Annotated in this window: 19 protein-coding genes; 12 read left to right on the forward strand and 7 right to left on the reverse strand. The window is 69.4% G+C overall.

The window, feature by feature from the left end; all coding sequences use genetic code 11:
• From paaB to paaE, 4 genes are read left to right on the forward strand one after another with little or no spacing between them, the layout of a single operon-like run.
• Complete coding sequence (paaB, locus tag NKT36_RS01140) at positions 1-330, forward strand: 1,2-phenylacetyl-CoA epoxidase subunit PaaB (RefSeq protein WP_327052110.1); 330 nt, start codon at positions 1-3, stop codon at positions 328-330.
• Positions 330-1,202: a 1,2-phenylacetyl-CoA epoxidase subunit PaaC gene (paaC, locus tag NKT36_RS01145; RefSeq protein ID WP_327052111.1), complete on the forward strand. Its 873-nt coding sequence runs from the start codon at positions 330-332 to the stop codon at positions 1,200-1,202. The genes paaB and paaC overlap by 1 nt, the downstream gene beginning before the upstream one ends.
• Positions 1,195-1,656: a 1,2-phenylacetyl-CoA epoxidase subunit PaaD gene (paaD, locus tag NKT36_RS01150; RefSeq protein ID WP_327052112.1), complete on the forward strand. Its 462-nt coding sequence runs from the start codon at positions 1,195-1,197 to the stop codon at positions 1,654-1,656. Before paaC ends, paaD begins: the two co-directional genes overlap by 8 nt.
• Before the next feature lie 2 nt (positions 1,657-1,658).
• Complete coding sequence (gene paaE / locus NKT36_RS01155; RefSeq protein WP_327052113.1) at positions 1,659-1,826, forward strand: 1,2-phenylacetyl-CoA epoxidase subunit PaaE; 168 nt, start codon at positions 1,659-1,661, stop codon at positions 1,824-1,826.
• 301 nt (positions 1,827-2,127) lie between these two features.
• On the opposite strand, the gene NKT36_RS01160 is transcribed toward paaE, so the two are convergent.
• Positions 2,128-2,550 (reverse strand): universal stress protein, encoded by a 423-nt coding sequence (locus tag NKT36_RS01160; RefSeq protein ID WP_327052114.1) that lies wholly within the window; start codon positions 2,548-2,550, stop codon positions 2,128-2,130.
• 120 nt (positions 2,551-2,670) lie between these two features.
• Between NKT36_RS01160 and NKT36_RS01165 the strand changes: the two genes are divergently transcribed.
• Entirely contained in the window at positions 2,671-2,898 is a 228-nt protein-coding gene (locus NKT36_RS01165; RefSeq protein ID WP_327052115.1) for a hypothetical protein, read from the forward strand.
• Positions 2,899-2,918: 20 nt separating this feature from the next.
• Here NKT36_RS01165 and NKT36_RS01170 read toward each other — a convergent pair whose 3' ends face one another.
• The 6 genes from NKT36_RS01170 to NKT36_RS01195 form a co-directional block, all read right to left on the reverse strand.
• On the reverse strand, positions 2,919-5,243 hold the full coding sequence (locus tag NKT36_RS01170; protein WP_327052116.1) for a heavy metal translocating P-type ATPase: 2,325 nt from the start codon (positions 5,241-5,243) through the stop codon (positions 2,919-2,921).
• 83 nt (positions 5,244-5,326) lie between these two features.
• Entirely contained in the window at positions 5,327-6,115 is a 789-nt protein-coding gene (locus NKT36_RS01175) for a sulfite exporter TauE/SafE family protein (protein ID WP_327052117.1), read from the reverse strand.
• Positions 6,108-6,758, reverse strand: coding sequence for a cytochrome c biogenesis CcdA family protein (locus tag NKT36_RS01180; RefSeq protein ID WP_327052118.1), 651 nt, complete (start codon positions 6,756-6,758; stop codon positions 6,108-6,110). The genes NKT36_RS01175 and NKT36_RS01180 overlap by 8 nt, the downstream gene beginning before the upstream one ends.
• Positions 6,759-6,774: 16 nt before the next feature.
• Entirely contained in the window at positions 6,775-7,281 is a 507-nt protein-coding gene (locus NKT36_RS01185) for a TlpA family protein disulfide reductase (protein WP_327052119.1), read from the reverse strand.
• Entirely contained in the window at positions 7,278-7,964 is a 687-nt protein-coding gene (locus tag NKT36_RS01190; protein ID WP_327052120.1) for an SCO family protein, read from the reverse strand. Before NKT36_RS01190 ends, NKT36_RS01185 begins: the two co-directional genes overlap by 4 nt.
• A 1-nt stretch (position 7,965) precedes the next feature.
• The gene (locus NKT36_RS01195; RefSeq protein WP_327052121.1) at positions 7,966-8,160 is read right to left on the reverse strand and encodes a hypothetical protein; all 195 of its coding nucleotides are present in this window, start codon (positions 8,158-8,160) and stop codon (positions 7,966-7,968) included.
• Between the two features lie 164 nt (positions 8,161-8,324).
• Here NKT36_RS01195 and NKT36_RS01200 point away from each other — a divergent pair, with 164 nt between their 5' ends.
• The 7 genes from NKT36_RS01200 (at position 8,325) to NKT36_RS01230 (ending at position 14,016) form a co-directional block, all read left to right on the forward strand.
• Positions 8,325-8,555 (forward strand): hypothetical protein, encoded by a 231-nt coding sequence (locus tag NKT36_RS01200; RefSeq protein ID WP_327052122.1) that lies wholly within the window; start codon positions 8,325-8,327, stop codon positions 8,553-8,555.
• Positions 8,556-9,071, forward strand: a complete 516-nt coding sequence (locus tag NKT36_RS01205) for a cytochrome c oxidase subunit II (RefSeq protein ID WP_327052123.1) — start codon at positions 8,556-8,558, stop codon at positions 9,069-9,071.
• The gene (locus tag NKT36_RS01210) at positions 9,068-10,744 is read left to right on the forward strand and encodes a b(o/a)3-type cytochrome-c oxidase subunit 1 (protein WP_327052124.1); all 1,677 of its coding nucleotides are present in this window, start codon (positions 9,068-9,070) and stop codon (positions 10,742-10,744) included. Before NKT36_RS01205 ends, NKT36_RS01210 begins: the two co-directional genes overlap by 4 nt.
• Positions 10,741-11,232 carry a hypothetical protein gene (locus NKT36_RS01215; protein WP_327052125.1) on the forward strand — a complete coding sequence of 164 codons (492 nt, stop codon included), beginning with the start codon at positions 10,741-10,743 and terminating at the stop codon, positions 11,230-11,232. The genes NKT36_RS01210 and NKT36_RS01215 overlap by 4 nt, the downstream gene beginning before the upstream one ends.
• A gap of 126 nt (positions 11,233-11,358) precedes the next feature.
• Complete coding sequence (locus NKT36_RS01220; protein ID WP_327052126.1) at positions 11,359-12,201, forward strand: NOP5/NOP56 family protein; 843 nt, start codon at positions 11,359-11,361, stop codon at positions 12,199-12,201.
• The gene (locus tag NKT36_RS01225; RefSeq protein ID WP_327052127.1) at positions 12,198-12,827 is read left to right on the forward strand and encodes a fibrillarin-like rRNA/tRNA 2'-O-methyltransferase; all 630 of its coding nucleotides are present in this window, start codon (positions 12,198-12,200) and stop codon (positions 12,825-12,827) included. Before NKT36_RS01220 ends, NKT36_RS01225 begins: the two co-directional genes overlap by 4 nt.
• 118 nt (positions 12,828-12,945) lie before the next feature.
• Positions 12,946-14,016: a glutamate--cysteine ligase gene (locus NKT36_RS01230; protein WP_327052128.1), complete on the forward strand. Its 1,071-nt coding sequence runs from the start codon at positions 12,946-12,948 to the stop codon at positions 14,014-14,016.
• The last annotated feature ends 3 nt before the right edge of the window (positions 14,017-14,019 follow it).

Consider the following 14,019-nt stretch of genomic DNA (forward strand, 5'->3'; position numbering starts at 1 on the left):
ATGATCTGGGAAGTGTTCCGACAGAACCAGGAGGGTGACTACCACACCCACTGTGGCAACGTTCACGCGCCGGATCGCGAGATGGCGCTGATGTTCGCCGAGATCCAGCACGCGCGGCGCAAACCGACCAACAGCCTCTGGGTCGTCCCGAAGGAGGAGATCGGCGAGGTCGACACCGAGGACGCGGCCTTCGGCGGCACGACGGACAAGTCCTACCGCTGGGCGCAGACGTACAGCTTCGAGGCCGCTGCCGAGGAGGTCGCCGCCTCCGAGAGCGAGCAGGTCGAGGCCGAGCGCCGTCGCACTCCCGCGGACGGAGGTGACGACTGATGGCGGCCGCCGAACCCCTCTCCGGTCCGGACGACCTCTCCGACGACGAGCGCGAGGCCGTCGAACACCTGCTGTACCGCCTCGCCGACGACGAGTTCGTCGTCGCGGAACGCTACACCGAGTGGCAGGTCCGCGCGCCGACGCTGGAGTCGGACCTGGCGCTCGCGAACATCGCGCAGGACGAACTTGGCCACGCCCGGCTCTGGTACGACCTGCTGGAGGACTTCGGCTTCGACGAGACCGACCTCGTCTGGGAGCGCGACCCCGGCCAGTGGCGCCAGAGCACGCTGACCGAACTCCCCTACGGCGAGGGCGAGTGGGCCGACGTCGCCGTGCGCTCGTACCTCTACGACGTCGCCGAGGAGCTCCGCCTCGACGCCCTCGCGGACTCGTCGTACGCCCGCATCCGCGACCGCGTGGGCAAGATCCAGAGCGAGGAGGACTACCACCGCGAGCACGCCGAGAACTGGCTCGACCGGCTCTGCGAGGACGAGGAGAGCCGCGAGCGCGTCCAGGACGCGCTCGACCGTCTCCTCCCGCACGCGCTGACCATCTTCGCACCGACCGACGAGGCCGTCGAGGACCGCATCGACGAACTCGGCCTCCGCACGCGGTCGCTCGTCGACATGCGCGAGGAGTGGCTCGACACCGTCGTCCCGTACCTCGAGAGCCTCGGGCTCTCGGTCGACGAGGTCGAACTCCCGGAACAGTACGACACCCACCACGAGAACCTCGAGATGCCGGACGTGGTCGGTCGCGACCAGTCCCACACCGAGGCCTGGGACGACCTCTGGTCCGAGTTCACGAACTCCTACCGCGAACTCGGGCGCACCGAGGCGTCCACCATCATGGCGGATCCCGACGATGTCTAGCGACATCCCCTACGACCCCGAGGTGCCGGGGCTCGACGACGACTGCGAGGACCCCGTCCTCTGTGCGTACACCGAGTACGTCGAGGGCGACGGCGACGTCGAGGACCTGCCGGCGACCGGCGAGGACGCCGATGGCGTCGAGGCCGACGTCTGGGAGGCACTGTACGACATCGAGGACCCGGAGATGCCGGTCTCCATCGTCGACCTCGGCCTCATCTACGGCGTCGAGGTCACCGAGGGCGACGACGGCGCGACCGTCGAGGTGCTGATGACCCTCACCTACTCCGGCTGTCCCGCCCGCGAGATGCTGACCCAGCAGGTCGAGGACGCGGCCGCCGACGTCGACGGCGTCGCGCGCGCCGACCTGCGTCTCGTCTGGAGCCCCGAGTGGACCATCGACATGGTGACAGAACAGGGCAAAGACGACCTTCGCGAGTTCGGACTGAGCGTGTAACCATGCGAGGACTCGACCCGAGCGTCGAAACCAGCGGCGAGACGAGCGGTGCGGAGTGTCCGTACTGCGGTTCGACGGACACCGAGCGCGAACACCCCAAGGGGCCGTCGCTCTGTCGGTCGATGCACTACTGCAACGCCTGCGAGCAGCCGTTCGAGAAGTTCGAGTGACGGCACCGGGGCTCCCGGGACAGCCTTCGCGTCGGAAAAGACGGCCCGGCGTTCGGGCCGATGACCGGCCGTGACGTGTCTCGACTGGAGCTGATCACAACGGGTGCGTCGTGACCTGCGTCGAAGTGTGGTAAGCGATGACGACGCGTTTACGTCATACATCCAATTTATTATAAAGTTTTTGTTATCGGAATTAACTGGCAGGCGGCGCTGTTCGTCTCGATGGTCGTGAGCAGTAAACTATCGGTGACCGCGGTCCCCGGGACCGGGCACGTCGACCGGGAACGGGTCGTGGACGCCGTCAGGCCTTGACGACGTGGACCGGCCCGTCGCTCATGCGGACCACGCGTTCGGTGACGCTGCCGAGCAGGCGGCGGTACTCGCCGGTGTGCTGTTCGGTGCCCATCACGACCAGGTCGGCGTCGACGTCGTCGGCGCACGCGAGTATCTCCTCGTGCGGATGGCCGCGGACTATCTCGGTCGTCACATCGACGCCGTCGGCCTCCGCGGCGGCCGCCGACAGCACCCGTTCGCCCTGTTCCTCCAGCGCCGGCTCCGCGTTCTCGATGGCGTCGACGCCGGCGTAGTGGCCGTAGACGTCGTCGTCGACGACGTAGAGCAGGTGGACGGAGGCGTCGCACTGGCGCGCGAGGTCGAAGCCGCTGTCGACCGCCGCGCCGGAACCGTCACTGCCGTCGGTTGGGATGAGGATGCGATCGTACATCGTACGAAAAACTCGGCGTTCCGAGAACTAATATCGGGTTCCAGATTCCCAGTTGCCGGGAATCCCAGGAACTGGGAATCGGGATGACCCCTCTTTTACCCGGACTCCGTACCGATTAGTATGGCAGAATACGGCACTCCCGGTCCACGGAAGCAGGAAGGCATCGACGTGATCCGTCTCGTCATGGGCGTCGTCTGGGTCGTCGCTGGCGGCCTGTCGCTGCTCGCGGCGTCGCTGCTCGTGTCGGAGTTCGGCTCGGGTATCACGATCACCGGACGAGCGATGTCGGGGCTGTTCTTCGCGGCGCTCCTCGTCGCCGTCGTCGTGCTGGCGTGGTGGATGGAGTAACGCGAGGCGGCTGACTGCGACTACTTCTTCAGCGACCGTGCGGTGTTGCCGACGACGACCAGGCTGCTGGTCGCCATCGCCACCGCGGCGACGAGCGGGTTGATGTGCCCGAGGACCGCGGCCGGGATGGCGACGACGTTGTAGAGGAACGCCCAGCCCAGGTTCTGACGGATCCGCCGGCGCGTCGCGGCCGTGAGCGAGAACGTCTCCGGTACCGACGAGAGTCGACCGCCCGCGACGACGACGTCCGCCGCATCGGCCGCGAGCGCCGAGGCGTCGCCGAGCGCGATGCCGACGTCCGCCGCGGCGAGCGCCGGGGCGTCGTTGCTCCCGTCGCCCACCATGGCGACCGTGCCCTCGTCGGCGAGGCGGGCGACCGTCTCGCGCTTGCCCTCCGGCGGCACGCCGGCGAACACCCGGTCGACGCCGTCGTGCTCGCGGAACCGGCGGGCGGCGCGCTCGTCGTCGCCCGTGATGACGACGATCTCACGGTCCTCGACGGCCGCGAGCTCGTCGACCACCGCCTCCCAGTCGTCCCGTGGCTGGTCGCCCGTGACGAAGACGGCGCGCGCCCGTCCGTCCCAGCCCACCAGCGAGGGGACCCGACCGTCCGCGCGGGCGTCGTCGCAGGCGCCGAGCAGGTCCGCCGGCACCGTCCAGTCGTGAGCATCGAAGAGGTCCGGGTGGCCGACGAGCACGCGCTCCCCGTCGACGACCGCGCTCACGCCGCGCCCGGGGTGGCGCTCGAAGTCGGTGACGTCGACCCCCGGCGGCGACGTGTGGTCGACGACCGCCGTCCCGACCGGGTGCGAGGAGAACTGCTCGACGGCCGCCGCGCGCTCCATCGCTCCGGGGTCCGCGGCGTCGACGACCGCCATCTCGCCGGTCGTCAGCGTCCCGGTCTTGTCGAAGGCGACGACGTCGGCCTCGGTCGCACGCTCGAAGGTCGATGCGTCGGTGACGACCACGCCGCGGTCGAGCGCCGCCTTGAGCCCCGACGCGACCGCGAGCGGCGTCGCCAGTCCGAGCGCGCACGGACAGGAGACGACGAGCACGGCCAGGGCGGTCAGCGCGGCGCCCGTCGGCGACGCGCCCGCGACGAGCCGCCAGACGCCCGTCCCCGCGGCGAGCAGGACGACCAGCGGGACGAAGACGGCCGCCAGCCGGTCGGCGAGCCGCTGGACGCCGGCGCGGGAGCTCTGGATGTCCCAGAGCAGCGTGACGAGGCGGTCCAGGGTGCTCTCGCCCTCGTCGTCGACGGTTAGGACGAGCGCGCTGTCGGTGACGACGGTGCCGCCGAGCACCTCGTCGTCGGGCGACTTGCGGACGGGCACCGACTCCCCGGTGACGAGCGACTCGTCGACCGCCGCGGTGCCCTCGACGACGGTGCCGTCGACGGGGACGCGCTCGCCGGGGCGGACGACGACCCGGTCGCCTGCGCGCAGCGACCCGACGGCGACCTCCTCGGTACCGTCGGCGGTCTTCCGGCGGGCCGTCTCCACGCGCTCCCGCGTCAGGTCCTCGAGGAAGCCGCCGACGCGGTCCTTCACGCGCGCCTCGTAGTAGTTGCCGATGGTGACGACCATCACGACGACGACGGTGATGTCGAAGTACACCTCCGTCCGGCCCAGCAGGACGGCCGCCCCGCTGTAGACGTACGCGTTGCCCGCCGCGAGCGCGACGAGCAGGTCCATGTTCGGCTGGCCGGCGCGGAGGCTGACGTACGCGCCCCGGAGCACTGGGTAGCCGGTGTAGCCGAGCACGACGGTCGTCATCACCCAGATGTTCCACAGGAGGTAGTCGCCGACCGTCCCCTGCATGTCGACGAGCAGGTACTGCGAGTCCAGGCCGAAGTAGGCGGGATAGAGGAAGAGGACGTACCACATCATCGTCATCATGCCGAAGAACCCGCCGATGAGCAGGCGTCCGAGGTCCTCCTCTGTGTCGCCCTCGGCGTCGAGGTCGCGGGCGCGGTAGCCCATCCCGTTTATCGCGTCCGGGACGTCCGACCTGCTCCGCTGGCGCGGGTCGTAGCTCACCTTCGCCATCCCGGAGGCGTAGCTGGCGTCCACGTCGTAGACGCCCGGTTCGTCCTCCGCGGTCGTCTCCACGAACGCCTCGCAGGTCGCACAGTGCATCCCGTCGACCGAGAGGTACGCCGACTCGGCGTCCTCCGGGATCGGTTCGTCGTCGTCGCCGAGGCGGTCCCGGACCTCCTCGGGGTCGTCGACGTCGCCGAGGCGGCGCGCGACTTCGAGACAGCCGCGACAGCAGTACGTCCCCTCGACGTCGTCGTCGGTGACGGGCGGGTCGGGCGTCGGCAGGTCGCAGAGCGAGCAGGGCATGGTTCGTGAGGTTCTCGGTTCCGTCTGGTTCGTCGTTGCGATGCCACCGGACGGGGGTCAACGTGTCGGTTCGGCCGTCGCGGTCAGCGCGGCGCCTGTGGCATCGGGAGTTCCGGATGGGGAACGTCGATGCCGACCACCATCAGGCCGTGCGCGAGCAGGAAGTACCCCATGACGACGAACAGCACGCCGAGCACCCGGTGGAGGTTCCCCCGCGCGTTCGCGTCGAGCGACTGGACGACGGTCCCCGAGACGAACAGCGACGGGACGGTGCCCAGGCCGAGCGCGGCCAGCGACAGCGCGCCCACGACGGGCGACCCGCGCGCGAACGCGTAGAGGTACGCCGGGTAGAGGATGGGGCACGGCAGCGCCGCGTGGACGACGCCCAGCAGCGCGATGGTCGGCCCCTCGACCCACCGGTCCACGCGGCCGGCCAGCACGCCGGAGACGCGCTGGAACAGACCGCCGACGAGCGGGAGGTCGTGGCCGCCGACGCTCCCGCGGACGAGGTAGCCGACGCCCGTGGCGACGACGGCGGTGCCGACGAGCAGTCCGAGGCCCGCGCGAACGCCATTCGCCAGCGAGACGAGCGCGGCGGCGTCGACGACGAGCGCACCGAGCGCGCCGAGCAGCGCGCCCGCGACGGCGTAGCCGGCCGTGCGGCCGAGGTTGAACAGCAGGTGCTGGCGCGTGTCGCGCCACGTCACCACGTCGCCGGTGTTCATCCGGTCGGCGTACAGCGCGACGAGCGGGCCGCACATCCCGATGCAGTGGACGCCGCCGAGCAGCCCCACCGCGAAGAAGACGACCAGGCCCGTCTGCTCGGGGGTCGTCGCTTCGGCGTGCAGCGGAACGAGGAGCGGGTCAGACACCGGGAATCACCTCCACCGAGCGCGCGAGCTGGCCCAGGCCGGCGAGCAGCACGACCAGGCCGGCCGCGCGCCGGACGAGGGCGGCGTGACGAACGAACAGGGGGCGACCGACGTCGAGGCCGACGCCGACGGCCAGCGTCGCCCCGAGCATCGGCACCGCCATCCCCGTCGCGTAGGCGGCGACGACGCCGACGCTCGCCGCCGTCGAGACCGACAGCGCGCCCGAGAGCGTGGCGACGAACACCGGCAGGAAGCAGCCGACGGCGGCGGCCGCGTACGCCGCGCCGAACAGCGCGAACCCCACGACCGACTGCCGGCGCTCCGGCAGCGCGACGTGCAGCGACGGCACCCGGTCGAGGACGGCGGCGACGCCGAACGCGACGAGGCCGGCGCCGACGACAGGTTCGGCGTAGGCGAGCGCGCCGAGCGCGGTGCGCCCCGCCGCGGCGAGGACGACCACGATGCCACCGAACACCGCCAGGACGCCGGCGCTCGCCGCGAACCCGCGCGCGACGACGCCGGAGAGCTCGACGTCGCCCTCGCGGGCCACGTAGCCGACGTAGCCCGGGAGCAGCGGGTACGCGCACGGGGCGAAGAACGTCGCCACGCCCGCGCCGAACGCCGCGACGCCCGCTCCGGTCATCCGACCACCCCGTCGGTCATCCCGTCACCTCCTCCACTGCCGAGACGACTTTCTCGGGCGGGGTCGTCCCCGCCTCGGCCCAGGCGACCCAGTCGCCGTCGACGATTGCGGTGTACGGCAGGTTCCGCGCGCCGAGCGCCCGCGTGACGGCGCCGTCGGCGTCGAGGGCGACGGGCCAGTCGCCCCCGGCCTCGGCCCACCAGTTCCGCAGGTCCGCTTTCGTCAGCGTGCCCCCGAGAACCTGGTTGGTGACGGAGACGAACCGGACGTCGAGTTCTTCGCGGGCTTTCGCGAGGTTCCCGACCTGCGGCTTGCACGGCGGGCAGGTCGTCGCGAACAGGTCGACGACCGCGACGCCACCGTCGAACAGCGTCAGATCTCCTGCGGACGACCCGCGGGCGTCCAGCGTCTCGACCGTCACGGGCGAGAGCGCGTCGGCGGTCCCGTCGGAGCGTGCGAGCCACGCGCCCCCGGCGAGCGCGCCGGCGCCCGCGACGCCGGCGAGGAACCGCCGTCGGTTCATGATTCGGCCTGACGCACCTTGTTCAGGTCGTCGCGGACGTCCTGCCAGACGAGCGAACCGTCGCTCGTCTCGCGGTACGCCCGTTCGACGTACCCCTTCCGGTTCGCGAGCAGCACGACGCCGCTGTGGGTGAACATGTACATGTCCATGTTCTCCGGGTGGGTCTTCTCGAAGGCCACGCCGAACGTCTCCTGGACGACCTCCTTCGCCCGCTGCTCGGACTCGGGCCGGAGGAAGTACCAGTTCCCGGCGTCGAGGTCGACGTTCATCTCCTCGGCGTACGTCCGGAAGCGCTCCTCGGTGTCACGCTTCGGGTCGAAGGAGACGGCGAGGAACGCGACGTCGTCCGCGTACCCGTTGTTCACGCTGTGGGTCTGGACGTTCCGGAGCGCGGAGGTGAGCCGCGGACACATCGTGTTGCAGTGCGTGTAGATGAACGTCATCACGACGTCCCGGTCGTCGAACTGCGTCGTCGAGATGGTCTCGTCGTGCAGCGGGGCCGAGAGCTCCACCGACGGCAGTTTCGCACCGTGAGCCGGGTACGGGAGGTCCTCGGCGTCGTACTCCCTGTCGGGGGCAGAGAGGTGCGTGTCCCCGTTCCCCGACGACAGCATCCCGGTACAGCCGCTCAGCGCCGTCGCACTCGCCCCGCCCGCGAGAGCGAGGTACTGTCGACGACGCATCTCAGTGGGCCACCTCGACGTCTTCGCGTTCGGATCGCGAGATGGAGAACATGTAGAACAGGCCAGTGGTGATAAGCACGACGTTCACCAGGGCCAGGACGACGGGCCACATCGAACGGCCCATCGCGTAGGCGACGACGGCCGGCAACGCGAGCAGTCCCAGGACTGGCAGTATCTGCGTTCTCGATAGCTCCATACGCCCGGTTGGAACTAGACGATTAAGTGGTGTACGCGCAATCCCAGCGAGTGAGAATCGGGGGGCCATCATATACTGGTGGCATCCAGAAATCCGGCTAGGATGGTACGAAACGAGAAATCGAGACATTGCGGACTGCCGTATCTACCCGGAGGTGTGGGGCGATGAGCAGTGGCACCGCAGACGACGTCGTACCCGAAGACGACGTCGTGCCAGCGGCCGACCGCGGCGAGGTCGACCTCGACGATGGCATCGTGCGTGAGCTCGGGCACGACGAGTACACGCCCATCGGCACGCTCGTGCTGGTCGCGATCTACGCGGCCATCCTCGTGTTCATGTGGTCGTTCATGTACTTCGTCGAGTTCCTCAACAACGGACCGACGGTGGTGGGATAGATGAAGATACACAGGTTCGAGAAGCTCTGGCTCGCGTTTTCGCTGCTGCTGATCGTCGGGTTCATCGGCACCGTCACGTACGGTGCCGTCGGCGAAGGCATCCAGATGGTCAGCGACGACGGCGACGAGGTCGACCCGACCAAGCTCGACCAGCATCCGAAGTTCGGCGACCCCGGCGTGGAGAAGACGGGGCCGAACGAGTACGCCGTCTACGTCGTCGCCAGCCAGTTCCAGTACACGCCGGGGTCGTTCGGTAACCCCATCCGGGTTCCGACCGACGCCAACGTGACCTTCTACGTGACGACCAAAGACGTCATCCACGGCTTCGACGTCGCCGGAACGAACCTGAACACGATGGCGATCCCCGGCCAGGTCGCCGAGGTCACCGTCCGGTTCGACGAGCCTGGCGAGTACGGCATCCTCTGCAACGAGTACTGCGGTTCCGGCCACCACGGCATGGAGGGCAAGCTCGTCGCGGTGCCGAAATCGCAGTACGAGGGAGGTGACGGCGAATGACGTTCGTCGACGAGCGCCCCGAAGTCGCCAGGATGGTGCGGCTGAACTTCACGATATCGTTCGGCGCGCTCCTGGTCGGCGGCCTGTTCGGGATGATACAGGCGCTCCACCGGACGGACGTGTTCCGGGGGTTCGTCAGCTCCTCGGACTACTACACCGTCCTGACGGGGCACGGCGTGCTCCTGGCGCTGTTTTTCACCACCTTCTTCCTCAGCGGCCTGTTCACGTGGGGCGTCAGCAGGAGCCTCGACGAACCCCTGCCGAACGCGACGGCAACGAAGGGCTGGTTCACGCTGATGTTCAGCGGTGCGACGATTGCGGCGCTGACGGTGCTCGGCGGCTTCGTCCCCTCGATGCCGTTCAAGGCCGACGTGCTGTTCACGTTCTACGCGCCGCTGCAGGCGCATCCGCTGTTCTACGTGGGGCTGGCGATGTTCCTCGTCGGGTCGTGGCTCTCCGGTCTCGACTGGTTCCGGATGTACCGGTCGTGGAACAAGAAGAACCCCGACGAGCGGGTGCCGCTGCAGACGTTCATGGCGCTGACCACCATGCTCATGTGGTACATCTCGACCATGGGCGTCGCCGTCGAGGTGCTGTTCTTCCTGCTGCCGTGGTCGCTCGGCATCATCGAGACGGTCGACCCGCTGCTGACGCGGACGCTGTTCTGGTTCTTCGGCCACCCCGTGGTGTACTTCTGGTTGATGCCGGCGTACTTCGTCTGGTACACCATCCTGCCGAAGCTCTCGGGTGGGCGACTGTTCAGCGACCCCCTCGCGCGGGTCGTCTTCCTGCTGTTCCTCATCCTCTCGACGCCGGTCGGGTACCACCACCAGTACCTCGACCCCGGCATCCCGAGCGGGTTCAAGTTCGTCGCGATGACGAACACGATGTTCCTGCTGCTGCCGAGCCTCCTGACCGCGTTCACCGTCGTCGCCAGCATGGAGCACGGCGCGCGACAGCGCGGCGGCGAGGGCTACCTCGGCTGGCTCCGCGCGCTCCCGTGGGACAACCCGGCGTTCTCCGGGTCCGCGCTGGCCGGCCTGATGTTCGCGGCCGGCGGCTTCTCCGGGATGATCAACGCGGGGATGAACATCAACTACCTCGTCCACAACTCGACGTGGGTCCCCGGCCACTTCCACCTCACCGTCGGAACTGCCACGGCGCTGACGTTCATGTCCATCAGCTACTGGCTGTGGCCGCAGGTGACGGGGAAGCGGCTCCAGCACCGCAGGCTGGCGATGGTCCAGCCGTACGTCTGGTTCGTCGGCATGACCCTGATGTCCAACGCGCTGCACCGCGGGGGACTGGCGGGCATCCCGCGCCGGACCGCCGAACCGCAGTACAACAACGTCAACTTCGAGACGATAGTCGGTAGCGTCGGCGAACTCCGGCTCCAGATCGGTATCGGTGCCATCCTGCTGTTCACCAGCCTGTTCATGTTCCTGCTCGTCATGACGGGGACGTGGCTGGTCGACCGACGCGGGACCGTCGCAGTCGACGGGAACATCCCGGCGCCGCTGTCCGGGCCGGACGACAGTCCGACGATACTGGACAACTTCCGCGTCTGGGTCGTGCTCGCCATCGTACTGGTGATCATCGCGTACGGCGTCCCGCTCAGCTCGATGGTCCTCGACGGGGCGTTGACCCCCGGCTCCCCGCCCATCCCGGCATGACGGAGAACGAGCAACCGGGGATAAGCCGACGCACCATCATCCGCGTGCTCGTCGGCGGCGGAATCGGCATCCCGATCGCCGTCGAGAGCGCGACGCTGCTCGGCATGCTCGACGAACAGTTCGGCGGTGGCGGTGAGGGCGACGCGACGACCCTGTCGCTCGCGAACGGCGGTGCCGACGACCTGCTGTCGGAGACGCCCCAGGTCGAGCGGTTCGTGGAGGCGACCCAGCGCGACCGGAAGTTCGTCGCGAAGGTCGACTTCCGCAACGCCGGCGACGCACCGGCGACGTTCGCCCTCGGTCCCGTCGTGACCGGCGGCGACATCCGGGTCGACGGCGTTCGCGAGACGGAGACCATCGAACCGGGCGACCGCACACGGCTCACCGCCGAGTGGGAGCTTCCCCGCGGCAGCGAGCCGGCGGAGGTCGAGGCGACGACGACGGTGGACGGCGAATCCACCACCCGGACGCTGCAGTTCGAGACGTAACGCGGCGCTGGCACATCTCCTTTCGACGCCGTTCCGTCTTCCACCGTTCTGGCGAGCGTCGTGCATCGCGCATCCCCGGGCGACGAATAGCTCAGGTTTAAACGAGAAGGCGCACAACCCTCGACCATGACAGAGGCGGACGACGGGTGGTTCGCGGGGGTCGAGGCCGGCGACGACGAGGCCGGCACGGCGGCCATCCGCGAGGGACGTGCCGAGGCACCGGCCGACTGGCCGCGTCTGGCGGTCGAGGCCGGCTTCGCCGACGACGAAGCGGACTACTACGCGGCGTTGCGCGAGGCGACGCTCCGGGCGACCCGCGAGGCGGTCGCCGAGCGCGAACGGGCCGACGACCGCCAGCTCGTGCACGCGATCCGGTCCATGGACGACTGCGAGACGGAGGCGAACGAACTCGCCGAGCGCGTCGCCGAGTGGGCCGGCACCCGCTACCCGGACGCCGGGACTGGCGTCGAGTACGCGCGGGAACTCGCGACCAGGGAGCCGGAGACGCCCGTCGACCGTCAGCTCGTCTCGCTGGCGGAGCGGGTCGCCGACCTGGCCGACGAGCGCGACGCGCTCCGGGCGTTCGTCGAGCGCCAGGCGCCGGAGGTCGCGCCCAACCTCGCGGCGCTCGCGGGACCGGTGCTGGCGGCACGCCTTGTCGCGCTCGCCGGCGACCTCGAATCGCTGGCGAAGATGCCCGGCGGGACGGTACAGGTGCTCGGGGCCGAGGACGCCCTGTTCGCCCACCTCCGCGGCCACGCGACCTCCCCCAAGCACGGCGTCATCTACACCCACGAGTACGTCCGCGGCGCACCGCCGGACCAGCGCGGCGCAGTCGCGCGGACCCTCTCCGGGAAACTCGCCATCGCCGCGCGCGTCGACCACTACTCGGGGGAGCGCAAGCCGGAACTGGACGAGGAGCTCGACCGGCGCATCGACGGCATCCGCGACCGGGGTGACGGCGGGTGAGTCTCCCCGAGGGCGTCCAGCGACGCGAGTTCGACGGGAGTTCGCGACTCGCGACCCGGGGGCCGCCGGTGTACGGCGAGCCGACCGACGGCGAGTGGCGGCTCTGGGACGCGGGCCGCTCGAAGCTCGCCGCGTTCCTCGAACTGGGAATGGATACGGGGCTGCAAGGCGACGAGACGGTGCTGTACCTCGGCGCGGCCAGCGGGACGACCGCGAGCCACGTCGCCGACTTCGCCGGGCCGACGTACGCCGTCGAGTTCGCACCGCGGCCAGTGCGTGACCTGCTCGACGTCGCCGAGGCACGCGACAACCTCTTTCCGCTGCTGAAGGACGCGCGGAAGCCGGAGACGTACGCCCACGTCGTCGAGTCCGACGTCGACGTCATCGTCCAGGACGTCGCGACCCGCGGGCAGGCTCGCGTCGCGTGCGAGAACCGCCGGTTCCTCCACCGCGACGGACTCCTGCTCGCCGCCATCAAGGCCCGCAGCGAGGACGTCGCCAGCGACCCCGCGGAGGTGTACGACCTCGTGCTCGCGGACCTCCGCGAGGAGTACGAGATCCTGGAGACGACGGAACTCGCACCGTTCCACGAGGACCACCTCGGCGTGGTCGCCGTCCCCCGCTAGCGGTCCGTCTGTCCCCCGACACGTCGTGCGGCCGGGACGAAGCCCTCCGGTGGAACTCTCCGGTAGGCGCGGCCGTCTCCCGGAACTATTTACCCGGTGAGCGGCTACCATCCGGAAAATGGAGTTGGGTTCGGCAGAGAACTTCACCGAGATGGGGTCTCTGGGGGTCGAAGAGGAGTTCTACGTCGTCGACGACCGGGGCGTCCCGACCGCGGGTACCGACGAACTCGTCTACGAGCACGACCCGCCCGAACTCCTGGACGGCCGTCTCGACCACGAACTCTTCAAGTGCGTCATCGAGACCCAGACGCCGAAGACCACCATCGACGCTGCCGGAGAGCAGGTCCGTGCCGTCCGCGACGCGCTCGTCGACTACGCAGGCGACCACGGGTTCGGCATCGCCGGCGCAGGGCTCCATCCGGGCGCGAAGTGGCGCGAACTCGAACACGCCGACAAGCCGCGCTACCGAGCCCAGCTCGACCGCATCCAGTACCCGCAACACCGCAACACCACCGCCGGCCTCCACGTGCACGTCGGCGTGGACGACGCCGACGCCGCGGTCTGGGTGTCGAACCAGATACGCTGGTACCTGCCGGTGATGCTGGCGCTGTCGGCCAACTCGCCGTACTGGAACGGGTACGACACGGGGCTGGAGTCGGCGCGCGCCAAGATATTCGAGGCGCTGCCGAACACGGGGATGCCCACCGCGTTCGACTCCTACGAGGCGTTCGCGCGCTTCGAGGAGACGATGGTCGAGACCGGTTCCATCAACGACAGGGGCGAGCTCTGGTACGACGTGCGACCACACTCCGGCCACGGGACGGTGGAGGTCCGGGTGCCGGACGGGCAGGCTGACCCCGAGCGCGTGATGGCGTTCGTCGAGTACACCCACGCACTCGTCGTGGACCTCGCGGAACGGTACCGCGACGGCGAGTCGGGCGATTCGATGCGTCGCGAACTCCTCGACGAGAACAAGTGGCGGGCGATGCGGCACGGCCACGACGCCTCGTTCATCCGCCGGGACTGCGACGGCGAGGTGTCGCTCGGCGAGGTGGTCGACCGGGAGTGCGACCGCCTCGGCGTCTCCGGCATCCGCGACGTGTACGAGAGCGACAGCGGCGCGACCCGCCAGCGTCGGCTCCGCGAGGAAGAGGGGTTCGCGGCGCTCTGTCGGTCGCTGCTCCTCTAGATA

Source organism: Halomicrococcus gelatinilyticus (assembly GCA_024227995.1).
GTDB lineage: Archaea > Halobacteriota > Halobacteria > Halobacteriales > Haladaptataceae > Halomicrococcus > Halomicrococcus gelatinilyticus.